Below are 26,903 nucleotides of genomic sequence, written 5' to 3' on the forward strand. Positions count from 1 at the left end.
GATTACTAGGCAAAAATTTTGCTATTTAGTTGTTCTAAATAAGAAATTTTTAACGCCGTTAGCGTCAGATTTACTCTTTCAAATTGAGCAAGTATTAAGTCTAATTGGTATAAAGTGGGAGCCTGAGGCTCCCACTTTTATTTGAATGGGTATGGGTATGTCAAATAATGAGTTAGCGGATGAACTGGTCGATGGTCTAGATTTGGACTTGTTGGCACAATTATGGAGTGAGCCCGAAGCACAAAGCGACACGACAACTATCGTCGCCACTGATCACAGCTCAGGTACGCTTTCGTTTCAGCAAAAGCGTTTGTGGCTACTTCAGCAAATTGATCCAACCAGTAACGCCTATGATGTATTACGTGCATATCGTGCGCCTGATGCGTTAGATTTGTTACAGCTCCAGTGCGCACTGGATGCACTCGTTGAATGTCATGATATTTTCCGCACTTATTATCAGTTTGACGGCACGGCAACTCAGGTGGTCGCGTCGCAGTGTCAGGTGCCATTAACCCTCATTGAAGTAGACACTGAGCTTGATGGTGATGCGCTTTTTGCACAGCAAGAGGTCAAAGCATGGTGTGATAAGCCATTTAATTTAAGCCAAGTGCCGCTACTAAAAGCTGCATGGGTGCGTACGGCTCAAGGCGGATATTTATTATTACGCAATCATCATATTGTGAGCGACGCATGGTCAAAAACTTTGATCTTAAAAGACTTGCTAGCGGCATATCAGGGACAAGCACTGACTAAACCATCATGTCGTTACCTAGATTATGCGACGTGGCAAAGTGAGTACTTGCTTAATGAAGAGGCCAACAATATTTTAGACTATTGGCAAGGTTATGTGGGTGCAGCACCGCAGCCGATTGCGCTACCTATGGTGGAGCCTGAAACCGAACACCAAGCTCATGCGCTGACATTAAGTTGTCAGTTACCCAGTGCGCAAGTTCAGCAAGTTAACGCCTTTTGCCAGCGCCACGGAAACACTGCCGCAGCGTTATTTATGACGTTATTGCAAGCGACATTGAGCCGCTTTAGTAGTACCGCGCACTTTTTGATAGGCTCGCCTACCGCAGCTCGTAATCTGCCAGAGCTTGCTGATGTGGTTGGGTGTTTTATGAATACTCAACTGTACAGAAATGAAGTACAAGATGGTGTCACTTTTCTTGATGCGATTGAGTGCAACCAACGACATACGCTGCGTTTGATTAATGAAGATCAAGTACCATTTGAATGGCTTGCGGAGCAATTAGAATGGCCTGTGCAGGCTGATAGACATCCGCACTTTCAAGTCTTGTTCAACTATTTGCAAAGTGACCCGCAGCCAACTAGCGACCAAACGATGGCGCTTATCCCCGTGAGCGTAGAAAGCCACACTGCAAAGTTTGAATTATCGTTAGATGTTAGTGTGCAAGAGGGGGCGATTGAGCTTTATTTTGAGGCCGACAGCACGGTGTATAGCCAATCGCTATTGCAACAATTGCAGCACAGCTATCTCACTTTATTACACGCTGTGCTGCATGAGCCACAGCAAAGTATAAATAACGTACTTATCCATCAGCCCGACAGCGTATTTTGTGCGCCACAACAAGATAACGATGCAGTCACTATTATCGACCTTATTACTAAACAAGGCAGCCGCCAAGAGTCGTTGGCCATCGCGGATGATAGCGGTGCGCAGCTAAGCTACCAAAAGTTGCTTGAGTTAAGCGCTAATTTTGCCCACTTTCTAATTGCGCAGGGAGTGCAAAGCGAAGATAGAATTGCCATTATCACTTCTCGTCAGGTTGATATGGTTATTGCGCTGCTTGGGTGTATGCAGGCGGGGGCGGTGTATGTTCCTATCGACCCGACCATGCCACAACAGCGCCAACAATTAATTTTCAATTCAAGTGCCGCTGTGGCGATTGTGACGAATATCGACACTGTTTATAACCCCGGGAATTTACCTGTTTGGTCAATTGCTGCGGTGAACGAGCAGCAATCTTCGCAGCCTCCGTCTATTGTTCGTATCAGGCCGCAGCAGCTGGCTTATATTCTCTATACCTCTGGTTCAACTGGTCAGCCTAAAGGTGTTGCGATAAGTCATGGTAATTTAGTTAACTTCATTCTCGCCATGCAGTCTCAATTTTCACTCACACATGACTCAAAATGGTTAGCCTTGACTGCACTGGGGTTCGATATTTCTGGTTTAGAGCTTTATCTGCCTTTGGTCAGTGGGGCGCAGACTTATATTGCTAACTCAGTACTAGCACTACAAGCTACTGACTTAATCGGTATTACTCATATTCAAGCGACCCCTGCGGGGTGGCAGGCCTTATTGGCAAAAGAGTTGATTAGCGCTGCGGTTATTGGTCTGTGTGGCGGAGAGGCGCTGCCTCCAGCGTTGGCTCAATCATTACAAGATAAACAAGTCACGCTCTACAACATGTATGGCCCGACGGAGACCACAGTGTGGTCTTCTAGCCACCTTGTCACTACGCATATTCATCTTGGTCATCCGATCCGAAATACACAGTTATATGTGTTAGATCAGCACTTAAACGCTTGTCCGCAGGGCGTATGTGGAGAGCTGTACATCGGTGGTTTAGGGTTGGCTCGGGGATATTTTGCACAACCTGCACTGACTGCACAGCGGTTTATCGCCAATCCATTTTCTGACATGGGTGAGCGACTCTATCGCACAGGTGACTTAGTTGAGGTAAACGCCCGTAATGAGCTGCATTTTCTCGGCCGTACAGATCACCAGATAAAAATTAGAGGGCACCGTATAGAAATCGGTGAGATTGAAAGTCAGTTGCTATGTATTGATGGTATAACCCAAGCTGTGGTGGTTGCTCACGATGCCGAGGGGAGCAAGCAGTTGATTGGTTATGTTTGCACCCAGCAGTTGCAAAGTGAAGACATAAAAACAGCGCTGAGTGCACTGGTGCCAAGTTATATGGTGCCAGAGCAACTTATTATACTGGATACTCTACCGCTTAATCACAGCGGTAAAGTGGATAGAAAAGCGCTGCCAGCACCTTCATTACAGCAGACGCAGGGCACATTACCTGTGGGTCATGTTGAGCAAGCATTAGCACGCGTCTGGCAACAGATTTTACAGCGTCAGCAAGTGTTTCGGGAAGATAATTTCTTTGCCCTTGGAGGCAACTCGATTCACGCGCTACGCATGGTGCATCAGTGGCATAAACTTGCCAGACCTGAACCTCTCGTTGCTCAGGCTATCTGGCAAGCGGATAACTTACGTGCCTTAGCTGAGCAAATGGTGGCCTCAAAACAAGCTTCTGTGAGTGATATTTTGCCTGAGTCAGTAGGGGGACGCGCACCCAGTGATTTATTAATATGTCTTCACGATGGCCGTGGATTTACCATGTCATATCGCCCCTTGGCAATGGCGATGCCTGAACAGATGAGGTGTGTCGGGATCACCCCTGACACTGAGTTATCATCTAGCGATAATTTTAAGACGCTGGCATCTCGTTATGCTCAACAGCTTGGAGACCTGAGCGGCTATGAAAATATTCATGTGTTAGGCTGGTCGTTAGGTGGTGCCTTGGCATTACAGTTGGTTGAAGCGCTCGCATTACATAAATATCAGGTAGCTAACGTCTTCCTCATTGATAGCTGGGATCCCTTTGAACTTGCGAATCAAAGCTCGGAGAGTTGGCGTGATTATATTTTAACGCGACTTTCTGAAAGCGTCGCCGCTCCCGAGCGCTTTACTGATTTTGCGCAAGCGGTAAGGGCGTTTCCATGGTCGGACGGTGATTCTAGTGCGTCAAGAGGTGAGGATATTTCACGCTTTGTGACAGCGCATCTAGCACTGTTGGAAAAGAATATTGCTGCCATGCCAGTGTCAGAAATTATCCAGACCTTAGAGCAAACTTATTTATTGCGCTGCGCAGGTCGACACGAAGTGGAATATCACACATTAGATACGCCTACCTATTATGCGGTGTGGAGCACAGAGCGCGATGAAGTGCTGACTAACGCGTTCAACCAGCGCTTTGGCATTGAGCACATTGAGTATGTGAATGCCAATCACATGGAGATTATTTCTCATGGGAGTGTCATAGAAACTGTACAAAAAGTGATAAAATTAAAATAAGCATAGATTGTAAGTGATAATTGTTTTCGTTACCATTGCAGGTAATAAGAAAAGGAGATTATGACGATGCAATCAGTAGGTAAGCGATTACTGATATTAGCCAGTATTGTTCCGCTATCCAGTTGGGCAGCAGAGCAATCACTGGCAAGTGAAGATATAGAGGTAATAGAAGTGCTTGGACGAGATTCGGAAAAGCATTTTGCTACGTATACGTATTCCGCAACTAAGACTGCAGCTGATATTTTAGATTTACCGCAATCCATTAGTGCAGTGACCAAAGAGTTAATTCAGCAACAGGGATTGATGCGCCTGAATGATGTAACGCCTTTTGTTAGCGGTGCCAGTGAGTTTTCGGTATACAACGATATTACTATTCGCGGTTTTCGCAGCCAAGATGATCGTCGCCTCAATGGTATGCGCACGTACAATGACTTTTGGTCACAAACAGCCATCGCGCATGTCGAACGGGTAGAAGTGATAAAAGGCCCAGCCTCTGCAATTTTCGGTGATGCCAGCCCCGGTGGTGTCATTAATACGGTAACCAAAAAACCGCTCGCAACCAGTCGCCATGAGCTAAGTGCTCGTATTGGGAGTTATCAAGAGAAGTATGTGGCGCTTGATACCACTGGTGCTGCGAATCAATCTGAGTCAATATTATATCGCTTAAATGTTGGTTACGAAGACTCAGAATCTTTCAGAAATCAAGCGTTTAACAAGGGGTTATTGGTCTCTCCAAGCGTTACTTTTCTTGCCAGTGATACCCTGAAGCTAAACTTGGAGTTTGTCTATTCAGACAGTGAGGGGATTTTAGAACGAGGCCAGCCCAATATTCGTGGCAGTCAACAGTTGGGCGCGGTGCCAATCGAAGTCTCGGCCACCCAGCCTGGGGACCATTTAGATACTGAAAGTTTGATTAGTAGCCTTGCCGTTGATTATCGTTTTAGCGACTCATGGTGGCTAGCTGTACAGTATATGCACCAAGATAGTGACCAAGATTTAATCGAGCATGGTATTGGAAACTATGTTGATGGTTCTGACTCTGTGGTGAATCTGCGTTACATTGATCGTAACTCTGAAGCAGAGTCGGACTCGTTCTCCAGTTATCTAAATGGTAATTTCTATACTGGAAACATCGAACATAATGTTGTCATTGGTTATGACTATATTGACAGGTTTAGAGAATCTAGTCAGCGTGTGGCCAATAATGCAATACAGTTCGATATCCTAAACCCGGTTTACCAACATCGCGATACGGCCAGTTATAATGCAACTCAGCGCCCTGTGTTTGGGGGTAACCTACAAAGCGAAGGGATTTATATACAAGACCGCATCGTGCTGGGACAATGGTCGCTATTAGCCAGTTTACGTGAAGAGCGCTTTGACCTTGATAATACGGGTGGTGGTAGCTCAAAAGATAGCCAGTTACTGCCAAGGCTTGGCACTGTATACAAACTGTCAGATACCCAGAGCGTCTATGCCAGCTGGATGCAAGGGTTTGAGCCACCTCCACTGTATTCAAATAACCCTGAGCAAGGTGGACCATTTAAGCCACAAGATAGCGAATTATACGAAGCCGGTTTTAAGGCACGTTTATTCAATGATAACTTACAAATAACAACAGCAATTTATCAAATTACTCGTGAAAATGTTGTGCTATATGATGCTGAAGCATCAGCTAAAATTGATTTCGCTCGCTACATGTATCGTCAGCGTGGTGCTGAGCGGGCGAGAGGATTTGAGTTTGATCTCAACGGTCAATTGAGCGAACAGTTCTCAATTATTGCTAACTATGCTTACAACTCAGCAAAAGTAACCAAAGATCTGAATGACAGTGAGATTGGGAAACGTAAAGAAGGTGCTGCTAAGCATATGGCGACAATTTGGTCACGGTATCAATTTAATGATAATTGGTCTGTAGGTATTGGCGCCAACTACGTCGGTGAGCGTCCGACATCATCAGAAGGACTATTGCTGCCAAGCTATGTGCTGTATAACGCGGGTATTTATTATCAAGCGGATGACTGGAAAGCATCACTGGTAGTAGATAATCTATTTGACAAAGTACATTGGACCGGCGGTTACAGCTATAGCCAGCTATTCCCAGGTGATCCGCGTAGCGCGAGCTTAGCGATTAACTATCGATTCTAAACAAGGAGAGTGAAGTACGCGCTGTTGCGACTTCCTTTTTAGGTGAAAAAAATGACAGCAAAACAATGGTTCAGTTGGCATAGTTTAAGCGGCGTTTGGTTTGGCTTACTATTATTCGTGATCTGTTGGACAGGGGCATTTGCTACCATTTCTTATGAGTTAGATTGGCTATTTGATGAGACGGTTCGTGCGCCAGAGAGCAGTCCTCAAGTGAGCTTGGCGAGTGCATATGAAAAGGTGCAAGAGACCTATCCGGACGCGCGAATCGGGATTGCTTTTGCAGGTGCCGAGGCACATTTTGCGCACGACTTTGTGGTGCGCTTACCCGACAACCCATGGCAACATATTTATGTTGATCCCTACACCGGGAATATTCAAGGAGAAACGAGCTTTTTGAATATTCAACGGTTTTTCCGAGACTTTCATATGCACTTCTTTGGTGTGTTCGATAGTATCGTTTCTTACTATTTGGTTTTGGTGTTTGCAATTCCGATCACCATATCAACGCTGACGGCACTGTACCTTTATCGAGGATGGTGGCGTAAATTTTTTACATTAAAACTCAGTGGAGACACTCGCGCGAAAGTCGCCAGTACCCATAAATTAGCTGGAGTATGGAGTCTATGGTTGGCTGTGGTCATTGCCGTGACCAGCATGTGGTATTTATTTGAGTTTGTTAGGATGGACTTAGCTGATGGCAAAACGGCATATACTGATGTTGGGCAGTTCGCTGTAAATCCATTGCCAGAGTTGGCAGCACAAGATAAACCTCAACTATCAGTGGTGACACTCGCAGCTAAGGTTAAAGAAGCGCGACCAGACTTAGATATTAGAGCTATCCGCTATTCTGGCGGTTACTTTTATGCTGAAGGCCAGGCTAATGATGTATTGGTCAGAGACCGCGCTAACAAGGTTTATGTCAACCCATACACAGGTGAGATAGTCTATAGCCAAACTGCATCTAGCCAAGGGTTATATTGGCGATTATCTGACACTGCGGATCCCTTACATTTTGGTAATTTTGCAGGGGTTTGGGTAAAAATACTGTGGTGTATATTTGGCTTAGCGCTGTCATTTTTAGTGCTTAGCGGTACCTATATGTATGTTAAACGTCAGTTGAAACTGCGTCGCAAAGAAGATCTTCGCGGTGTGAAGGTGTCTCTGGGGTTAAGCGGTGCACTGCTGTTGTGCATTGGATATTATGCCTACCACACACTGATGGGGTATGGCATTGCTGGCCAGTTCCCGGTGTTGCCATTGGGCTCTAAACTATTTTTGGTGGTATGGACATTATTAACGTGCGCCATTATCGCTATCTGGATAAAAGCGTTGCTGAATCTATGTCGCGAAGCAACGCTCGTGAATAAGCCTGAGGCTAAGCCTAAAGCAAAGTCTCAGGCGAACTCTAAGGCGAAGCCTAAAGTGTCGCACCACCATCTATAGTGAGCACTTGCAAGGTAGTATGCGAACTCAGTGATGAAGCAAAAAATAACACTGAATTGGCAATTTCTTCTGGTGTCGCCAGTTTTTGCAGTGGGATCCCAAGCTTGTATTGGCTTGCAAAACCCCGAATAACTTGGTCGGCACCTGAATCATCTAACCACATACCGGTTTGCATTGGGGTTAATGTTGACCCCGGTGCGATAACATTGGCACGTATGCCATAAGGGGCTAATTCTAACCCCGCGGTTAGGGTTAATTGTGTTGCAGCAGATTTAGAGGCACAGTAGGCGGCCATACTTTGACGTGGTGTATGACTGGCATTTGAGCTAACCGTTACAATACTGCCGAGACCTTGCTGTTTGAAGTGACTTGCACAGGCTTTTAGAAACACAAACACGGCTCCTGCGTTAACGTGTTGACAGTGCTGCCATTGCTCTAATGAGTGCGACTCTAATTCACCTAACTCAAGTACCCCTGCGACATTAAGTAAATTATAAGGGGCAAGACCCTGCTGAATAAGCTCAGTCAATGTAGCTTGTAGTGTTGTTAAGTCTTCGAGATCGCACTGTACTGCTTTAAACAGGTTATGAGTACGGGGAAATTGTTTATCAAAACCAACAACGCGCGCGCCAAGTTGAATGAATTTTTCCGCAATACTTTGACCTATCCCTTGGCCTGCACCTGTGATCCAAACCACCTTATTGCGATACTCCTGTTGCAGCAGACTATCAAATCCCATGTTCTAACTCCTGTGTAATCGCGTTACAAGATAAAGCTGGTGTGCGTGTCCAGCGACTCGCGGTTGAGACGATGGCCTGTGCAATTGCACTAATTTGTTGTGATGAATATCTGGCATGGTTGTAATCAATATCAAACTGCGCTGGCTCATCACCATTTAGGTAGATTTGGATCATCAGGTCATCAGTGGTACCTGCACTGAGAATGTGACTACGCGTTGTTACCTCGCCATAACGAGGATGACTGGTAAACGGTAGAATGTTAATTGTCGGGCCGCTTATCTCAATGGATTTACCTTGTTGTTTACGGTCGCGTTTTAAGTGCTCTACGCGGTAGCACTGTAAGGACTTAAGGCGCTTAATTTGTTTATTGATGTGCTTTGCAACATGCTTTAGCCCATCCGCCGACGGTAAAGTTAATGGTAATGGCAGAACATTGCTTTGTACCGTCGGACAGGAGAACTCAATAGCACAGTGGCGATTCATCATCACAAGCCCTAAGGTGACTTCAAAGGTACTGTGCTTGGCAGCTAACACGGCTGCAATGACGCTCAGTAAAATTTCACTTGGGGCGGCATCCACATAGTTTGCGGCAGATTGTAACGTTTGCCATTGGGGACGTGTTAACCCGAAGTGATAACGTTGATTAGGTGCTGTGATCGCGGCTTCACTATGACTAAAGCTTTGTGCCGGTGGGTGTTGATCCAGCCACTGGTTTAAAGACGCTTTAGCCTCGGATAGACGTTGTTGGTATTTGTCGCTGGTGTGTAAATCAAGTAGCTGTTGTTGCGTGGTAAATTGGCAATGAGGCATAGGTTTACCCGCGTTTAATGCGTTATAACAGCGAGTTAAAGCTTGATGAAATAGCCCAAAGCCATAGCCATCTAGCACGATGTGATGGCCAACAATAAAACAATAATCTTGGCTTGGCGTACGTACTAATTTAAATTGCATTAAGCAGTCAATAGCCAAATCAAACGATTTGCCGAGCGTTGTGGCAACCTGCTGAGACATAAACTCCGCGACTGAGACAATATCATGGTCAAGATATTCAATGTTCAATGAGGGCTGAATGTTTCTCACAATAATACTGGGGGTAAAGCTGTCATCATGAATAAAGTGACTACGTAATAACTCTGTTTGCTCAAATACATGATGCAGCGCGGCTTTAAACAGCGCGGCATCGATTTTACCGTGAAACTCTAAACACTCGGCAACATTAAACAAATGACCTTGGCCACTGATGGTATGCAGTAGCCACATGGCATGCTGAGAGTCAGTTAATGGCAACGCCATTATTCAGCCATCCGTGTTTCTAACAGCTCCACCCAAGCAGCAAGCGTTGGTACTTGTGCAAGCTCGATGAAATTAGTTTCAATACCTTGTTGCTGCCACAAAGAAATTAAATTCATGACTTGTACAGAGTCTAAGCCGTAATCAATGAGGCTTTCATGTTCATCAAACTCATCAGGTTCACAATCAATTAATGGCAAGATAAACGCTTTTAATCCGTCTAGAGTGGTCAAGTTTGTACTGGCTTCACCGATAAGCTCTGCGGTGGTAAGCACTTTACCTGCACGTTGACTGATGATGTGAAGTGCCATCATATGTTCATCTTTGGTGAAATCTGCGATTGCATCTGCGACAACAAAGGGTTGGATATCTCGCATAAACGCATCTATTGCCGTGGTCATTACACCGATATGACCATAAATACCGACAATCAATAGTTGATCACGTTGCTGAGCTTGCAGTTGACTTTCAAAATCACATTTTTGAAATGCGCTATACCGCCACTTGGTCAAAACCGTGTCTTTTTCTGTGGGGGCAAGTGCATCAACGATAGGTTGCTGGCTGGGATCTTGTAGTCCAGCTCCCCACATATCAAGTAGTAAGCCGCGCTCATTACGACCTTGTTTAATTGGCTGAGCGGTGTAGTAGACTGGAATATCATGCTCATAACAATGCGCTTTTATACGTTGAATATTTTCTATCATGGCGGTGACTAATGGGTTGTCTTGACCATAAAAAGAAACAAAATAATGCTGGACATCATGGATCAATAACGCTGCACGGTGTGGCTCTAGCTGCCACTCTACGCGATTTGGTGCAAGCTCAGCGGCGCGCGGCAGAGCATAGTGATTTAATTTAGGTATACTCATGTTACTTCTCTAAAATTGTGGGGTAGGTTGCTGAACTTCGGTTTCGTTACGAAGCTGTTTTTTATCGACTTTGCCAACAGGCGTTAACGGTAAGTTGTCTATAAACTTAAACTTATCTGGCACTTTGTAGTCAGCGATACCCTGCTCGCGCAGGTATTTTCGAAGTGCAAGTGCTTTAACTGGTATACCAGTAAGAAAAGCAAAACTTTTTTCACCTAACGTTGCATCTGGCATAGCTACAATCGCGGCTTGTTGAATATTTGGATGCCCGAGTAAAAGGTTCTCGACTTCTTCTGCTGCGATCTTTTCACCACCACGATTGATTTGGTCTTTCACTCGACCGGTGACGATGAGGTGGCCAGATGGTAAACGTTTTACCAAGTCTCCGGAGCTATAAAAACCATGCTCATCAAAGGCACTTTGATTATGTTCCGGTGAGCGATAGTAACCGCGAATTGTATAAGGCCCTCTTGTTAAGAGTCGCCCTTCTTCACCATCTGGCACTAAGTTACCTTGCTCATCGACGACTTTGATTTCATCGTCTTCACTGATTGGTCGACCTTGTGTATGAAGGATATGCCAAAGATCATCATCATAGCGGGTATAGTTAACCAACCCTTCAGCCATGCCAAATACTTGTTGTAGCTGGCAGCCAAGTAGTGGCTTAACTTGCTCTGCAATGGTCAGGCTTAATTTAGCGCCACCTACTTGAATTACCGCGAGGCTTTGTAAGTTATGTGCGCTTTTTGGTGCGTGCTGTAACCACAGTTGTAAGGCTGGAGGAACTAAAGCCGTATGGGTAACTTGGTATCTTTCTATTAGCTGGAAGCAACTGCTTGGGCTGGGATCGTTTGCCATCACAACCGTGCCGCCTGCGGCAAAAACCCCAAGTGCGCCAGGGGAGCTTAGTGGAAAGTTATGAGGCGCAGGGAGGGCGCATAAATAAACATGTTGCTCTGTTAATTCGCAAATATCTTTGCTGGCGACCACAGAGTACAAATAGTCATTGTGGGTTCGCGGAATCAGTTTAGGTGTTCCTGTACTGCCGCCCGAAAGTTGGAAGAACGCCACGTGTTCAGGGTTTAAATCAGGGGCAATAAATGCGCGGGGCTGAAGGTAGGCCTGTTTTAATAGGCTATTACCTTTGGGGTGATCCACCAACGTCGTGCGAATACTTGGGTACTGTTGTTGTAATGTTTGAATAAAAGCGTCATCACGATACAGCTCATGCGCTGAAGAGACAATCAGTACTGTTGGTTCAAGTTGCTCGCAGTAACTGTTAATTTCTGTCTGTTTATGGCTAAACAGCGCACATACGGGGGCTGCGCCTAACTTTAGCAAAGCAAATAAGCTAATATAAAATTCAACTTGGTTTGCCAGTTGAATAAGCGCAGTATCTCCTTGCTGGATCCCTTGAGCGGCAAGGTAAGCAGCCAAGTGATCGCTATACGCTTCAAGCTCTTGATACGTCAAACTACGGTGGGCATCAATAACGGCTGGTTTGTCGCCATGTTGTGCGAGCTGATCGCTGATGACTGAAGTTAGCGGGCGGTCTTGCCAATAACCTTTTTCACGATAGCGCTTTGCTAGCTCAGGGGGCCAAGGGGTAAAATCAATTTGCTTCATGGAGTTTATTTCTCATTGCGTAGTATGTTTGCTTTATTTCGAGTGCATTCAACATGGTATTGAGTTTTGCCTCTGTTTCTAACCACTCCGAGCGGGGATCAGAAGCCGCCACTATGCCTGCGCCAGCAAAGAGTGTCGCAGTGTGTTTATATAGCTGCGCACAACGTATTACCACTACCCATTCACCGTTACCCTGCTTATCAAACCAGCCAATTATTCCTGAGAATAAGCCTCTGCTATGTTGTTCTAGTTCCGCTATTTTTGGATAGGCAACAGAGGTCGGCTTACCGCATAGCGCAGGGGTGGGGTGCAGCTGGTTGGCAATCATCAAGCTGTGAGTTTCAGGATGTTGTAAGGCACCAGAGATCACAGTGGATAAATGCCACATGGTGGCTGTACTTAATAATTCAGGCTGGGCAGGGATATTTAGTTTACTGCAAAATGGACTAAGTACTTGCTGGATGTCTTCAATGACCACAGCATGCTCATATCTATCCTTTTTTGATGCAAATAATACGCTGCGTCGATGGGCTTCTTCCTTTGGGCACGGATCTCGTGGAATAGACCCAGCTAATGGGTTGGTGGTTAACGCTTCAGCTTGCTTTTTGAGTAACAGCTCAGGGCTTACTCCCATTAATGTCGCGCCATCTATCGTCGGGAATGAAAAGTGATACCCTGACTGACTTTGCTGTAATAAATTACGTAGCACCAAGTGGTGATTTATTGGCTGATCGAAATCCAGCTGTGTTTGCTTACTGAGTACAATTTTGTCTAGCTGCTCGCTATCGAATAATTGCTTCGCTTGGACAACCGCTTGCTCAAATTGCGCCTGCGATTGAATGTCTGTAATTGCTGATAGGTGGTTCTTTTGCCCATGAACAGGAGCCAATTCAGCATCAAACCAAGCGTTAAACGCGGCTTTATCCCAGCGCGATACCTTTTCCGGAATGATGACTTGTGCCTGTTCTGTTTTGCAAAACGGCAGTGCTGCAAATGCGATGGTGTCATCAGGCAGGTCACGCATGTTAGCGCTAATGTTGGCAACCAGTTGTGCGGTATCGTTGATCGGTAGCGTAATGCGTTTGCGCACGCCTTGACTGATTAGGCAGTGCGTTCCTGTGGTAAAGAGGCAGTTTTTCTCTGGGTTAAACTGCGCGGCTTTTGCATATTGTTCGAGCTGAATAACTTGACTGAAGTCCATGAGCACACCTCGCTGACAAAGCAGCAGTGAAAACGAATTAATTGACATCAAGACGAAGGTAAACAATAAAGATTTAGATTTATATGTCGTTAGTTGCCATCATTGTTTTATACAGAGCTCGCTGTTGTTGGCGTGCATCGGCATGATGTGGTTGTTTGGGGCAATCACGGCAAAGCTTGCTATTACTTACCTTGTGTAAAAAGCAACAGGATGCTCTTAATTGATAAGGGCCATGTTTATCACTAAGCTCGATTCGAGGTGCGTAAAATGGGTTAGGCAGTTGTCCTAAGAATTTTGACTGGGTGAGGGTCTCAAAGTCTTCCTGCGTCTCTGTGCGCCTGCCAGTATAATGAAGGATTGTGGGGAAAAACTGCCTTAGTCTAAAAGCGCAATTGCTCCATAAAACAGGTTCAGGCACACCAAAGTGCTGTACTAAGAAACGATGTAAGGGCACCAAGTGCTCAAAGATGAAGCTGTCGTATTTTTCCAAGGTAGGCTGCGAAGCCATAGCGGTGCCTTGGTGTGGTAATTGTAGCTGCCAATGATTGGTGTCTATGCTTACCTGCTCAGTTGCAAAAGGCAGTTTACGATTTAACACACTGTGTACAAACAGCACCGAAGGCATGATCTGTAAGGTGTAGTGCATATGCCATACCGAAGCTTGTGCTCTTTTACCTTTCACTCCTTTGGCTGCACTGAATTGCGCAATCGCCTCGCTAAGTGTCACCACGCGCTCAAGTTGTTGAGACAGTGGCGTTTTCGTTTCGCTGATTAATGAAACGCCGCGTACGTATTGTTCAAGTGCTGGTGACAAGTAAGGTTTGAGAATAGGTAACATGATTTAGGCTATCGGGTTTTTAATATATGACGCGATCCAAGTGAATTTTTTTAGTTCAAAGTCGTCCTGTAAGGGATTTGATCATCCTTGGGAGAAATCGTGTTAGTTTTTCTGATAAAAAAGACTTGGCAGCGCTTTGTTGCGACAGCGCTTAGCAGTATTATTTTTGGCATTATCAGTGTTTCATTGGTGGCACTGATCAACGAAATTATTAATGCTAATGGTGAACGCCAAACTGAGTATTTTATGGTGTTTGCTGCGCTTGCCTTGGCGGGTGTTGTGGTACAACTTATTTCCAAGTTGGTCGCTGAGCAGCTCAGTGAGCATAGTCAGGCTGAATTGCGAAAGTTAGTTGCAGATAAAACCATAGAAGCGAAAATCAGCAATATAGAAGCGCAAGGAGACGCAAAGATCAAATCTTGCTTAACTGAGCATAGCCTCAAGGTTGCAGGGTTTTTTATGAGTATGCCAGGGATTTTAACAAATGCCATGATAGTCTTGGGTGCTTTTGTATACATGGCGTGGCTAGATTGGGTTATCTTTCTTTTTGCGCTGCTCACCTTAGTACTTGGCTCGGTGAGTTATAGCTTTGCAAACAATATAGCCTTCAAGAAAATTGCTAACGCAGCGGCGATGCAGGATGGCCTTTTCCATCAGTTTGATGCCATAACAGACGGCATTAAAGAGCTCAAACTTAATCGCAGTAAGCGCGCATTTTTTAAACAAGAAGTCCTCCATCCAGCCATTGATGCCTTGCGTAAAGAACGTATCGACGGGGTATCGATATTACATATGGCATCATCGTGGGGTGGCTTTTTAATTTTTACTTTCATTGGTGGCGCACTTTTCTTCCTTTCACAGCAAACCGGTGAAGAGAGTCAGCGTATTATGTCGGGCTTTGCATTATTGTTTTTGTATATGCTTACGCCTCTTGAAACCTTACTTGCCAACATACCCAGAGCATTTGCTGCGCAAGCCTCTGCTAACACCATTAAGACACTAAGTGATGAGCTGGTCAATGAGGATGAGAGTCGGGTACCAGCACTTGCAAGTTTTGAACGCATTCAATTACAGTCGCTATGTCATCGCTACTATCATGAGCAAAGTGACGATATATTTTCATTGCAGCCGATTGATATTGGGTTTAAAAAGGGTGAGTTGATTTACCTAGTTGGTGGTAACGGCAGTGGCAAGACTACTTTTGCTAAAGTACTGTGCGGCCTATATGAAGCTGATGAAGGGCAGATCAAAGTAGATAATCAAGCGATCACATGCACTGATTTAGATGGCTATCGGCAGTTATTTAGCACCGTGTTTGGTGACTATTACCTATTTGATCGCCTGTTAAACGTGCCATGTGAACAATTGGAGCAAAAAGGTAACGCGCTAATTCGTAAGCTGAATCTACATCATAAGGTAAGTATCGAAGCTGGCCGTTTTACCACGCAGCGTCTTTCTCAGGGTCAGCGCAAGCGCCTTGCACTGGTCGTTGCTTATTTAGAGGATCGACCATTTTACTTATTTGATGAATGGGCTGCTGATCAAGACCCTGTTTTCAAAGATGTATTTTACCGAGAGTTGTTGCCAGAGCTGAGAGACAAAGGAAAAACAGTACTTGTCATCACTCATGATGATAAATACTTTGCTTTGGCGGATAGATTACTCAAGATGGAAAATGGCTGTTTAACAGAGGTAACACCATCAGCTGTTACACCAATGCCAACGCTCGCTTAATACCAATTTGACTTAATACTTACTCAATTTGAAGGAGTAAATCTGACGCTAACAGCGTTAAAAGTTCCTCGTTTAGAACAACTAAATAGCAAAATTTTTGCCTTGCCTACACGGATGTAGGTACCTTGGCGATAGCTGGACGCGTTAGCGGGGTTATCGACAAGATTTTCTGGCCTCAAAATAGACCACTTAATTAAGCAAATTGGTATAACTTTCCTATTCCCTTAACTTTAATTGGCCGTTGCGATCCCCAACGGTCAATTATCAACATATCTTGTTGCTATTTGTAGAAAACCTCTGACATCAATATTTCAGATCAGTTACCCTGTAATAACTATCCAGTAAATTCAGTAGCGAGCATGAACGTATTCGACAACATTTATCAAAGAGCTGCTCAGCGCAAAGGTTCGGAAGCGGCACTTGTAGCAAAATTAAGTAAACCATTAAGTCCAGAAAGCCTACGTGCGCTCAGTGATGACCAGTGGCTGGAGGAATTTACCCGTAAAGTATTTCAAAGTGGCTTTTATTGGTCTGTCGTTGACAACAAGTGGGAAGGATTTAGAGAAGTTTTTTGGCAGTTCTCCGTCGACAAGTTACTGATGATGTCACCAGAAATGTATGAGCAGCGTAGTCAAGATGAACGTATCATTCGTAATGCCAAAAAAGTGAAAAGTATCGCTGATAATTGTCATATGATTTTTGAAGTACAGCAGCAGTATGGCCGCTTTAGTGAGTTTGTTGCTAGCTGGCCTGAAGATAATATTGTTGGATTATGGTTGTATCTGAAAAAACATGGTGCGCGTTTGGGTGGTAATACAGGTCCTTACGCACTGAGAGTTTTGGGAAAAGACACCTTTTTGTTGAGTAAAGATGTAGAAACGGTACTGCGCGCAGAAGCTATTATTGATGGTGGGCTACAAAGCCAAAAGTCATTATTAGCAGCACAACAATTTTTCAATGAAATGCGTCAGTATAGTGGTTTCAGTCTACAAGAATTAAGCCAAATCGTAGCGATGAGCGTAGGTGAAAACGTTCGCTAGTGAAAGAGGGAGAAAGTTGGATGGCGTTTTTTCAGCCCTATCAAGGCACAGAGCTGCTTTTTGATGAGCAGCCTACAAAATTTAATCAACCCGTTTTGCTGTTAAAGCATGCTCCTTTATTGGAGAAGTTGGGTCTTAGTCATGTTGACGATATAGCACTGGCTGCATTGTTGAGTGGCCAGCAACCGCTTGGAGAGATTAAGCCGGCGAGCCTAGCATACAGTGGTCATCAATTTGGTCAATTTAACCCACTGCTAGGAGATGGTCGCGCTCACCTTATTGGTGGGGTTAAACTTGAAGATGGCACACAATATGACCTGCACTTAAAAGGCTCTGGTGCAACGCGGTTCTCGCGTGGTGGTGATGGTTTTTGTGCGCTGGGCCCTGCTGTCAGGGAGTTTATAATGAGTCAGGCGATGGCTGCGCTTGGGGTGCCAACAACAGAGTGCTTATCGGTAGTCACAACCGGCCATCAAGTTTATCGTCAAACTGAGGTGCCTGGTGCTGTGGTGTGTCGTGTGGCTAAGAGTCATATTCGTATCGGCACTTTGCAATATCTTGCCACTCAAGAGAATCAGGCGGGGCTATGGCAACTGTTACAGCAGCTAGGTGTGCAATTATTTGACGGTTTAGCGGTGCGCTCGGAGCGTGATGTGCTTGAACTGTTCCGTGAGGTATGTGAGCAGCTGGTGGACTTGGCGGTAGAGTGGATGCGAGTAGGCTTTATTCATGGCGTCATGAACACAGACAATATTTTGCTCAGTGGTGAAACCATAGACTATGGTCCGTGCGCCATGATGGAAAAGTTTGATTTTAACGCAGTATATAGCTCAATTGATAGGCAGGGGCGTTATGCGTTTGGTAATCAACCAAATATCATGAACTGGAATTGTGCGCGACTGGCGGAGTCCTTGTTGGTGTTATGGCAAGATGAGCAGCAGGGTATCGCTGCACTAAGCCAAATATTGACAGAGTTTTCAGAGTCTTTTAATCGTAAATATAAAGACATGTGGGCGGCAAAGTTAGGAATTGACGAGTGGCACGATGCCGATGATGTTTTACTTGCCGACTTGCTCAAGCTAATGACTGAGCATTCACTTGACTTTACTAATACCTTTGCAGCGCTTACGAACACTTTGCTTGGAAACCCAAATAAGACCTTACAAATACCCAGTGAACTGGATAGTTGGCAGCAACGTTGGCAACAAAGGCGTGCATCAGATGATGTCGCGACGCACTTGATGAGTCAAGCAAATCCAATTTTGATCCCTCGAAACGCACTGGTAGAAGCAGAGATTGAACAGTTTAATCAGAGTGGGTCGAGTGAATCGCTTGATGRTTGGCTACTGGCACTCAACAGCCCTTACGAATATAAGGACTATCCTGAGATGTGGATGAAGGCATCCACACCCGCACACTATAAAACTTTTTGTGGAACCTAAATGGCAAAAAATCAGCTTTCTTGGCAAGAGATCAAAGATAAGGTACTTGAGCAAAAGCGCCCACTAATTTCAGCGCATATTATTGCGTTGTTTGCGGCCTTGGTCAGTGTGCCCATTCCGTTAATGATGCCGCTGCTAGTGGATGAAGTGCTACTTAACACGCCAGGCCCTGCCGTGAATTGGATGAACTCAATACTGCCACAGCATTGGCACCAGCCCAGCGCTTATATCATTGTTATTTTGCTGGCTGTTATTGCCATGCGACTTGCTAGTTTAGTATTGGGGGTGATGCAGTCTCGACAATTCACAATTATTGGCAAGGGGATCAGTTATGAGATCCGTGAACGCTTACTTTCTCACTTGCCTAAGGTGCAACTCAAAGAGTATGAAAGTCAAGGTGGCGCGGCTATTAGTTCGCGCTGTATCACAGATGTGGAAACATTAGATAAGTTTATTAGCCAGACCTTGTCTCGCTTTTTGATAGGGTTACTGACCATCGTTGGTACTGCTTCTATTTTACTGTGGATTGATTGGGTGCTTGGACTGGTTATTTTGCTACTTAATCCTGCGGTTATCTATTTTTCTCGGCAATTTGGTAAACATGTCAAAGAGCTAAAAAAAGAAGAAAATGCAGCGTTTGAGGCATTACAAACAGCGTTAGTAGAGACGTTAGATGCAATTTCTCAATTAAAAGCGGTACGTCGTGAAGGCACTTACTTTGAACAAGTTAAAGTAGCTGCCAAAGATCTCAAACATTTTGCTGTGCAGTCACAATGGAAAACGGATGCCGTTAATCGCCTAAGCTTTACAGTGTTTTTGGTTGGGTTCGAGTTTTTCCGTGCTGTTGCCATGTTTATGGTGGTGTTTTCTGACTTAACCGTAGGGCAGATATTTGCGGTATTTGGATACCTATGGTTTATGATGGGACCGGTTCAGGAAATCTTGGGTATTCAATATGCTTATTATGGGGCATCAGCGGCATTAACGCGGCTCAATCAAGTATTTAATTTTGCCACCGAGACACAGTATCCTGCAACGCATTCGGTGTTTGATTCTGCTCAAGTGGATATTAAGTTCAACAATATTGATTTTGCCTATGTTGCAGAGCAGCCCGTACTAAAACAAGTTTCTTTACACATTCCAGCAGGTAAGAAAGTGGCTCTGGTGGCGGTCTCTGGTGGGGGGAAATCAACATTAGTGCAGCTGCTGTTAGGATTATATGAAAAGCAAAGTGGCGATATTCACATTAATGACACACCAGTAGAGCAAATTGGCTATGACGCTGTGAGAGATAATATTGTCACTGTATTACAACAACCCATGCTCTTTAATGCCAGTATTCGTGAAAATCTGGCAATGGGAAGAACAGTAGCTGATGATGTGCTTTGGCAGGCGTTACAAGTTGCAGAACTTGCCAGTACTGTAATGATGTTGGAAGACAAGTTAGACGCCCAAGTCGGTCGCAATGGTATTAAATTATCAGGTGGACAGAAACAGCGACTTGCCATCGCCCGTATGGTTGTCGCAGATCCAAAAGTGGTGGTATTGGATGAAGCAACATCAGCGCTTGATATTGAAACAGAAGCCAAAATTCATCGTAATTTACAGGCTTTCTTAGCGAGCAGAACCACACTGATCATCGCCCATCGCTTGAGTGCAATTAAACAAGCCGACTTAATTTATGTGCTTGATGACGGTTCTGTATCCCAATATGGAGCGCATGATGAACTATTACAGGAACAGGGGCTTTACCGTATCTTGTTTGGCCATCAGCATTAATGGATATTTGGCGAAAATTCTGGATGTAACGTTAAGTAAACATTAATAGACCAGCTAATATTATCTTTGCAACGTAATCAGTCTGCGCATTATCTGATAAACTGTCAGAGTCAATACTCAATGCGTTAACTAACAGAGATGGGAAGGAATGATGAAAATTAAAACTTTGAGCTTACTAGTTGCGATGGCAGTATCAGCCACTGCACATGCAAATACCACCGAGCCAACTGAAGGCGTATATCTTGGTGTATTTGGTGACTACTATGATGCCGACTGGCAAAATCACCGCGACATGGCTGGTTTAGATGTTGAGGACTCAACGGGTTGGGGGGCTGAAATTGGCTACCGCTTTGATAAGTTTTGGAGCGGTCGTATTGAATATGCAGACATGGACTTTGATTTAGGTGGGATCAGTAATGGTTCGCTTGACGCTGAGCGCTATGGTATCGATGGTCTATATCACTTTGATGGTGGCCCATTCTACGGTCTAGTTGGTTTGAAAAAAATGAACTTAGATGCCATTTCAGATAACACCTTCGCAAACTTAGGTGCGGGTGTACGTCACCACTTTACTGAGCACCTATTTTTAAATGCTGAAGCTGCTGTGTATCAGGGGTTAGAAGCTGGTTTTACTGATGTAGGTGGTAAAATTGGTATTAACTACTCGTTCGGTAGTGCAGGTAAATCAGAAGCAGTTGCACCAGCTCCAGCACCTGTTGTTGCACAAGCACCGCAAGACAGTGATAAAGATGGCGTAGTGGATAGCGAAGATAAATGCGCAAATACACCAATGACGGATGCAGTTGATGCGTCTGGCTGTACTTTGTATGAAACGAAAGAAGACAAAGTGAGCCTGCTAGTGCGTTTCCCACACGATGATGCCACTTTCTCTCAGCAATATGTCGATGACATCAATGCTGTAGCCAAGTTCTTAAAAGAACATAAAAACGCAGACGTTTTGATTGAAGGTCACGCGTCAGCTGTCGGTGATGCTGATTACAACCAACAACTGTCTGAGCGCCGCGCGAAAAACGTTGCTGAAAAACTCGTTGATATGGGTATAGATTCAATGCGTATTACCACTGTGGGTTACGGTGAGGAGCGTTTGAAGAATCCAGCGAATACGCTAAAAGCACATGCGGAAAACCGCCGTGTAGAAGCGCATGTTTCTTCTAAAGAAAAAGTAAAAGTTAAGCGTTAATGTTCACTTAACTTATGCGAAAAGGCTCCTATTGGAGCCTTTTTTGATCCAATTAATTGCGCGCTTTTACAAAATTTAAATGATTCTCGTTTGACTAATATTCATCAAAATATACTTGTTCCACTATGCTTATTCATAGTATTTATAGTGACTATAAGGCGAGGTATCGCATGCAAGATTTTCATCTATACTCAAAGACCTTATAATTGTTCATTATATTTTATGGTCAAGGGAATGGTTCAGCCGGTTTCACTAATAACCGCAGCCAGATCATTTACTTGTCTGTCCACGTCACCAAGAGGGCAATATTGTGCTTCAAGAATATCGTAAACACGTAGAAGAGCGTGCCGCGCAAGGTATCGTGCCTAAGCCGTTAGACGCGCAGCAAACTGCTGACCTTATCGAATTATTAAAAACTCCACCGGCTGGTGAAGAAGAGTTTATTGTTGATCTATTCATTAACCGTGTACCGCCAGGTGTAGATGACGCGGCTTATGTAAAAGCGGGCTTTTTGGCTGCGGTAGCGAAAGGCGAAGCTGAATCACCACTTATTTCAAAAGAGTATGCAGCTGAGCTACTTGGTACCATGCTAGGTGGTTATAACATCGCGCCAATGATTGACCTGTTAGACGATGCAACACTTGCACCTATCGTTGCTAAAGGTTTATCTCATACACTACTGATGTTTGACGCATTCTACGACGTAGAAGAAAAAGCAAAAGCTGGCAACGAGTTTGCTAAGCAAGTTATTGAATCATGGGCAAATGCAGAATGGTTCCTTGAGAAGCCAGCGGTTGCAGACAAAATTTCTGTAACTGTATTCAAAGTAACGGGTGAGACAAACACAGATGACTTGTCTCCAGCTCCAGACGCTTGGTCTCGTCCAGATATCCCATTACACGCACTGGCTATGCTTAAAAACGAGCGTGATGGTATCAACCCAGACAAACCTGCTGAAGTAGGTCCTATCGCACAGCTTGAAGCGCTGAATGGTAAAGGTTTACCGCTAGCATACGTGGGTGATGTTGTTGGTACCGGTTCATCTCGTAAATCTGCAACTAACTCAGTACTTTGGTTCATGGGTGATGACATCCCATTCGTACCAAACAAGCGCGTTGGCGGTGTTTGTCTAGGTGGTAAAATTGCACCTATCTTCTTCAACACCATGGAAGATTCAGGTGCACTACCTATTGAACTTCCAGTTGACGAGCTAAACATGGGCGACCAAATCGACATCTTCCCATACGAAGGTGTAGTTAAGCGTCACGGTACAGACGAAGTTATCTCGACGTTCTCACTAAAATCAGACGTAATTCTTGATGAAGTGCGTGCTGGTGGTCGTATTCCACTTATCATCGGTCGCGGTCTAACAGACAAGGCACGTACCTCTCTTGGTCTTGAAGCTGAAGACATCTTCCGTAAGCCAAAACTAGTGGCGGATTCTGGAAAGGGCTTTACCCTTGCACAGAAAATGGTAGGTAAAGCATGTAACATGCCGGGTGTACGCCCAGGTCAATACTGTGAACCAACAATGACAACGGTAGGTTCTCAGGATACCACGGGTCCTATGACGCGTGATGAGCTTAAAGATCTTGCTTGTCTTGGCTTCTCTGCTGACCTGACAATGCAGTCATTCTGCCACACATCAGCTTATCCTAAGCCAATCGACGTAAACACACACCACACACTTCCTGATTTCATCATGAACCGTGGCGGTGTATCGCTACGTCCAGGTGACGGTGTTATCCACTCATGGCTAAACCGTATGCTACTACCTGATACAGTAGGTACAGGTGGTGACTCACATACTCGTTTCCCGTTAGGTATTTCATTCCCAGCAGGTTCTGGTGCGGTAGCATTTGCAGCTGCAACAGGTGTAATGCCACTTGATATGCCTGAGTCAATCCTTGTTCGCTTTAAAGGTGAAATGCAGCCAGGTATCACACTACGTGACCTAGTACACGCTATCCCTTACTATGCAATTCAGCAAGGTCTATTGACGGTTGAGAAAAAAGGTAAGATCAACGAATTCTCTGGTCGTATCCTTGAAATCGAAGGTGTTGAACATCTAACTGTTGAGCAAGCGTTCGAACTATCTGACGCTTCTGCAGAGCGTAGTGCAGCAGGTTGTACTGTTAAACTTTCACAAGCGTCTATTGAAGAGTACCTAAACTCTAACATCGTGATGCTTAAGTGGATGATCTCTGAAGGCTATGGTGATGTACGTACTATTGAGCGTCGTATCACTAAGATGCAAGAGTGGTTAGCAAACCCAGAGCTAATGACAGCAGACGCGGATGCAGAATACGCGCACACTATTGAGATTGACCTTGCAGATATCAAAGAGCCAATCCTTTGTGCACCGAATGACCCTGATGACGCACGTTTACTTTCAGCGGTAACCGGTGAGAAAATCGATGAAGTATTCATCGGTTCTTGTATGACTAACATCGGTCACTTCCGTGCAGCTGGTAAACTACTAGATAACTTCGGTGGTCGTCTACCAACGCAACTATGGGTTGCTCCACCAACGAAGATGGACCGCGATCAGTTAACTGACGAAGGTTACTACGGTATTTATGGCCGTGTAGGTGCACGTATCGAAACGCCTGGATGTTCACTATGTATGGGTAACCAAGCACGTGTTGCTGATAAAGCAACAGTGGTGTCTACCTCTACTCGTAACTTCCCTAACCGCCTAGGTACAGGTGCGAATGTATTCCTTGCATCAGCAGAACTTGCAGCTGTCGCTGCTATTCTTGGTAAATTACCAACACCTGCTGAATATCAAGAGTATGCAGAGAAAATCAATGCAACGGCTGCTGACACGTACCGTTACTTGAACTTCCACAAGATGCCTCAGTACACTAAGAAAGCAGACTCAGTGATCATTCAACAAGCAGTTTAATTACGCGTTTAGAATACATTGAGATAAAAAGCCAGCACTTGCTGGCTTTTTTTATGCGCATAAAACGCTCGAGTTAAATGGTGTTATCAAGCTTTATTTTAAATCTAGATAAGTAATCTATTAAAGTTGTAATAAGTGGGTTTTTATTGCGTTTTAGTGATTAAAATCCCGTTTTTTTAAACAGTAATTTTCTCTAGTTTTATTAGAATTATCGGCAAATTCTCATCAATGGGCGAGAGGATCATGACAACAGTAAACAACCAGAATTTATTACAACTACGCTTTTTACCACAGCAGCATATTGATGCAGTGAAGCCGTATTTTAGCCAGCTTCCAGACAACCCTTATGCTGATGGCGCATTTAGAAAACGTCGCTACTCGGTGGTAAAGTTCATCAATAATGAAGTAACATTACAGCCGACCAAGGCCTTTGTGCAAGACGACTCAATTAATACCTTTCAAGGCAATGTTGAGCGTGTTTACGAAAACCTAGAACAAGAAATGCTAAATACCGATGGTTTCAAGCATATGCTTGCAGAATTTAAAGCCATGACAGGTATTGCAGATGACACCGATATTGAGGTGCATCAGTTCCGCATGCTGGCGATAGAAAGTGATACACCTCCAGCCCCTGAGGGCGTGCACCAAGATGGCTTTGACCATGTGTGTGTATGTGGTGTTTCGCATGAAAATATTGCTGGTGGTGAATTATTGGTATACGAGCATAAAGAAGCCGAGCCATGTTTTAAAATGGAAATCAAAGATGGTCTATTTGCACTGGTGAATGACCGTGAAGTGTGGCATAACGCAACACCAATGAATAAGCTAGATGCCGAGCAAGTCGGTTACCTAGATTGCTTCGTGTTTACAGCCTAAGAGGGTAGTATGGATTTAAATCAAGTGCGTCGTCAGTTTCCTGCGTTGATGCAAAGTGTCGGCGGGACTGCTCCTATTTTTCTAGATGGCCCAGGTGGCTCTCAAGTACCACAATCTGTGTTGAGCGCGATGTCAGCCTACCTTGGTTACTTCAACTCCAACTTGGGTGGCGCATTTTTCTCAAGCGACAAAACGGTCAGTTTAATGAATGAAGCCCGCCAAGCGGTGGCGGACTTTTTGAATGCACCGAGTGTTGAGCAAATCGTTTTTGGTGCCAACATGACTAGCCTTGCATTCAGCTTTAGCCGAGCCGTATCACGTGATTGGCAAGTTGGCGATGAAGTTATTGTGACCAATGCAGATCACTATTCAAATGTATCTTCATGGCGTCAAGCTGCTGAAGATAAAGGGGCGACTGTACACACAGTTAAGGTAAACGAAACCGACTGTACGCTTGATTTGGCACAGCTAGAAGGGTTATTAAATCATAACACGAAGTTAGTTGCTGTTACGTATGCCTCTAATACCACAGGCTCAATCAATGACATCAAGCGCATTGTCGAGCGTGCGCACCAAGTTGGTGCGTTAGTGTTTGTTGATGCTGTTCACTATGCGCCACATGAATTACTTGATGTTCAAGCACTAGACTGTGATTTCCTTGCATGCTCAGCCTATAAGTTCTTCGGCCCACATGTTGGTATCGTTTATGGCAAACGAGAGCATCTAGAAGGCTTTACACCATATAAAGTAGAGCCTGTAAAAGATATTATCCCTTATCGTTGGGAAACGGGTACTCAGAGCTTTGAAGGAATAGCAGGTGTGGTGGCTGCCATAGACTATATCGCCTCTTTAAGCGAAATGAGTGCCGATACGCCGCGCCGTGATAAGTTAGTGGAAGCCTTTGCACGCATCAAAGCGCACGAGACGCAACTGAGCCAACATTTCTTGACGCGTTTAGCGGAGTTTAAGCAAATTAAGCTATTTGGTATCGCATCGCTTGATAGGTTAGCAGAGCGTACACCAACGTTTGCGCTGACATTTGACGGCATTGCACCTCGTGAGGTTTCTGAGTTTTTAGGTGCAAAACACATGTGTGTATGGGATGGTCACTTTTACGCGCAAGGGTTATGTGAGCAACTAGGCGTAATGGACAAAGGCGGTGTTGTTCGCATCGGCTGTATGCACTACAACACGATTGCTGAGTTAGATCGACTATTTGATGCCTTTAGTGAATTATTAGCGTAAGTCGTATCAACATAATGGGAGCCAAGGCTCCCATTATTTATTTCCCAACAAGATCACATGGAATCGTGTTTGTTGGAAGCTAATTTGATACGCTCATATTAGCGAACTCAAAGAGAAGGAAGCACTCATTGGTAAAGGATATAAATAATATCGGCAAGATAGTGGCCATACCGGTATGTTGTGGACTGTTAACCATTTTAATGATTTATGCGTATCAGTTTCCGGTTCCGATGGTTGGGATGGTCAATGAAACGGATTTAACAAGTTCGGATTTTTGGTGTACGGCAGTACTCGGTTATCTCTTTTACGGATTTATCTGCTTTACTATCCCGCTGATGATGCTTATTCAGTATGTCATTTCAAAGTCAAAGTGGATTACAAATCACAGCGGGCAAGACAAGCTGCTTTG

17 protein-coding genes are annotated in these 26,903 nt (G+C 44.6%); 11 read left to right on the plus strand and 6 right to left on the minus strand.

All coding sequences use genetic code 11. The features are described 5' to 3' along the window. Positions 1–157 precede the first annotated feature (157 nt). Genes EAG18_RS05165 through EAG18_RS05175 form a run of 3 tightly spaced genes read left to right on the plus strand, consistent with a single transcriptional unit; the run spans position 158 to position 7,705 of the window. Positions 158–4,114 (plus strand): amino acid adenylation domain-containing protein, encoded by a 3,957-nt coding sequence (locus tag EAG18_RS05165; RefSeq protein ID WP_125251335.1) that lies wholly within the window; start codon positions 158–160, stop codon positions 4,112–4,114. Between the two features lie 60 nt (positions 4,115–4,174). Further along, positions 4,175–6,262, plus strand: a complete 2,088-nt coding sequence (locus EAG18_RS05170; protein WP_275557232.1) for a TonB-dependent receptor — start codon at positions 4,175–4,177, stop codon at positions 6,260–6,262. A gap of 51 nt (positions 6,263–6,313) precedes the next feature. Further along, entirely contained in the window at positions 6,314–7,705 is a 1,392-nt protein-coding gene (locus tag EAG18_RS05175; RefSeq protein WP_275557233.1) for a PepSY-associated TM helix domain-containing protein, read from the plus strand. Here the strand turns inward: EAG18_RS05175 and dhbA are convergent. The 6 genes from dhbA to fhuF all read right to left on the minus strand — a co-directional run bounded on the left by dhbA (position 7,680) and on the right by fhuF (position 14,269). Next, a complete protein-coding gene (dhbA, locus tag EAG18_RS05180) occupies positions 7,680–8,444 on the minus strand; it encodes a 2,3-dihydro-2,3-dihydroxybenzoate dehydrogenase (protein WP_125251336.1) in 765 nt (254 codons plus the stop codon). The two genes, EAG18_RS05175 and dhbA, sit on opposite strands and share 26 nt — an antisense overlap. Then, positions 8,434–9,738, minus strand: coding sequence for a condensation domain-containing protein (locus tag EAG18_RS05185; protein WP_125251337.1), 1,305 nt, complete (start codon positions 9,736–9,738; stop codon positions 8,434–8,436). Before EAG18_RS05185 ends, dhbA begins: the two co-directional genes overlap by 11 nt. Then, the gene (locus EAG18_RS05190; protein ID WP_125251338.1) at positions 9,738–10,604 is read right to left on the minus strand and encodes an isochorismatase family protein; all 867 of its coding nucleotides are present in this window, start codon (positions 10,602–10,604) and stop codon (positions 9,738–9,740) included. The genes EAG18_RS05185 and EAG18_RS05190 overlap by 1 nt, the downstream gene beginning before the upstream one ends. A 9-nt stretch (positions 10,605–10,613) precedes the next feature. Then, positions 10,614–12,230 carry a (2,3-dihydroxybenzoyl)adenylate synthase gene (locus EAG18_RS05195; RefSeq protein ID WP_125251339.1) on the minus strand — a complete coding sequence of 539 codons (1,617 nt, stop codon included), beginning with the start codon at positions 12,228–12,230 and terminating at the stop codon, positions 10,614–10,616. Next, entirely contained in the window at positions 12,217–13,431 is a 1,215-nt protein-coding gene (locus EAG18_RS05200) for an isochorismate synthase (RefSeq protein ID WP_125251340.1), read from the minus strand. Before EAG18_RS05200 ends, EAG18_RS05195 begins: the two co-directional genes overlap by 14 nt. Before the next feature lie 79 nt (positions 13,432–13,510). Then, positions 13,511–14,269: a siderophore-iron reductase FhuF gene (gene fhuF, locus EAG18_RS05205; RefSeq protein WP_125251341.1), complete on the minus strand. Its 759-nt coding sequence runs from the start codon at positions 14,267–14,269 to the stop codon at positions 13,511–13,513. Positions 14,270–14,368: 99 nt separating this feature from the next. On the opposite strand from fhuF, the gene EAG18_RS05210 reads away from it, so the two are divergent. The 8 genes from EAG18_RS05210 to EAG18_RS05245 all read left to right on the plus strand — a co-directional run bounded on the left by EAG18_RS05210 (position 14,369) and on the right by EAG18_RS05245 (position 26,494). After that, positions 14,369–16,003: a cyclic peptide export ABC transporter gene (locus EAG18_RS05210; RefSeq protein WP_125251342.1), complete on the plus strand. Its 1,635-nt coding sequence runs from the start codon at positions 14,369–14,371 to the stop codon at positions 16,001–16,003. 359 nt (positions 16,004–16,362) lie between these two features. Beyond that, on the plus strand, positions 16,363–17,043 hold the full coding sequence (locus tag EAG18_RS05215; protein WP_125251343.1) for a DNA-3-methyladenine glycosylase I: 681 nt from the start codon (positions 16,363–16,365) through the stop codon (positions 17,041–17,043). Positions 17,044–17,063: 20 nt separating this feature from the next. Then, positions 17,064–18,485 carry a YdiU family protein gene (locus EAG18_RS05220; RefSeq protein WP_125251344.1) on the plus strand — a complete coding sequence of 474 codons (1,422 nt, stop codon included), beginning with the start codon at positions 17,064–17,066 and terminating at the stop codon, positions 18,483–18,485. Further along, positions 18,486–20,264, plus strand: coding sequence for an ABC transporter ATP-binding protein (locus EAG18_RS05225; protein WP_125251345.1), 1,779 nt, complete (start codon positions 18,486–18,488; stop codon positions 20,262–20,264). A 151-nt stretch (positions 20,265–20,415) separates the two neighbouring features. Further along, entirely contained in the window at positions 20,416–21,465 is a 1,050-nt protein-coding gene (locus tag EAG18_RS05230) for an OmpA family protein (RefSeq protein WP_125251346.1), read from the plus strand. A 310-nt stretch (positions 21,466–21,775) separates the two neighbouring features. Further along, positions 21,776–24,373 carry a bifunctional aconitate hydratase 2/2-methylisocitrate dehydratase gene (gene acnB / locus EAG18_RS05235; RefSeq protein WP_125251347.1) on the plus strand — a complete coding sequence of 866 codons (2,598 nt, stop codon included), beginning with the start codon at positions 21,776–21,778 and terminating at the stop codon, positions 24,371–24,373. Positions 24,374–24,616: 243 nt separating this feature from the next. Beyond that, a complete protein-coding gene (locus EAG18_RS05240; protein WP_125251348.1) occupies positions 24,617–25,249 on the plus strand; it encodes a 2OG-Fe dioxygenase family protein in 633 nt (210 codons plus the stop codon). A 9-nt stretch (positions 25,250–25,258) separates the two neighbouring features. Further along, complete coding sequence (locus EAG18_RS05245; protein WP_125251349.1) at positions 25,259–26,494, plus strand: cysteine desulfurase-like protein; 1,236 nt, start codon at positions 25,259–25,261, stop codon at positions 26,492–26,494. The last annotated feature ends 409 nt before the right edge of the window (positions 26,495–26,903 follow it).

Origin of the sequence: Pseudoalteromonas sp. J010 (assembly GCF_003934235.1) — a bacterium.
Taxonomy (GTDB): Bacteria; Pseudomonadota; Gammaproteobacteria; order Enterobacterales; family Alteromonadaceae; genus Pseudoalteromonas; species Pseudoalteromonas peptidolytica.

Excerpts from the sequence above, each read along its gene's own strand:
- EAG18_RS05165 (WP_125251335.1), top strand. The coding sequence starts at position 158 with ATGTCAAATAATGAGTTAGCGGATGAACTGGTCGATGGTCTAGATTTG.
- EAG18_RS05170 (WP_275557232.1), top strand. The coding sequence starts at position 4,175 with ATGACGATGCAATCAGTAGGTAAGCGATTACTGATATTAGCCAGTATT.
- EAG18_RS05175 (WP_275557233.1), top strand. The coding sequence starts at position 6,314 with ATGACAGCAAAACAATGGTTCAGTTGGCATAGTTTAAGCGGCGTTTGG.
- dhbA (WP_125251336.1), bottom strand. The coding sequence starts at position 8,444 with ATGGGATTTGATAGTCTGCTGCAACAGGAGTATCGCAATAAGGTGGTT.
- EAG18_RS05185 (WP_125251337.1), bottom strand. The coding sequence starts at position 9,738 with ATGGCGTTGCCATTAACTGACTCTCAGCATGCCATGTGGCTACTGCAT.
- EAG18_RS05190 (WP_125251338.1), bottom strand. The coding sequence starts at position 10,604 with ATGAGTATACCTAAATTAAATCACTATGCTCTGCCGCGCGCCGCTGAG.
- EAG18_RS05195 (WP_125251339.1), bottom strand. The coding sequence starts at position 12,230 with ATGAAGCAAATTGATTTTACCCCTTGGCCCCCTGAGCTAGCAAAGCGC.
- EAG18_RS05200 (WP_125251340.1), bottom strand. The coding sequence starts at position 13,431 with ATGGACTTCAGTCAAGTTATTCAGCTCGAACAATATGCAAAAGCCGCG.
- fhuF (WP_125251341.1), bottom strand. The coding sequence starts at position 14,269 with ATGTTACCTATTCTCAAACCTTACTTGTCACCAGCACTTGAACAATAC.
- EAG18_RS05215 (WP_125251343.1), top strand. The coding sequence starts at position 16,363 with ATGAACGTATTCGACAACATTTATCAAAGAGCTGCTCAGCGCAAAGGT.
- EAG18_RS05225 (WP_125251345.1), top strand. The coding sequence starts at position 18,486 with ATGGCAAAAAATCAGCTTTCTTGGCAAGAGATCAAAGATAAGGTACTT.
- EAG18_RS05230 (WP_125251346.1), top strand. The coding sequence starts at position 20,416 with ATGAAAATTAAAACTTTGAGCTTACTAGTTGCGATGGCAGTATCAGCC.
- EAG18_RS05240 (WP_125251348.1), top strand. The coding sequence starts at position 24,617 with ATGACAACAGTAAACAACCAGAATTTATTACAACTACGCTTTTTACCA.
- EAG18_RS05245 (WP_125251349.1), top strand. The coding sequence starts at position 25,259 with ATGGATTTAAATCAAGTGCGTCGTCAGTTTCCTGCGTTGATGCAAAGT.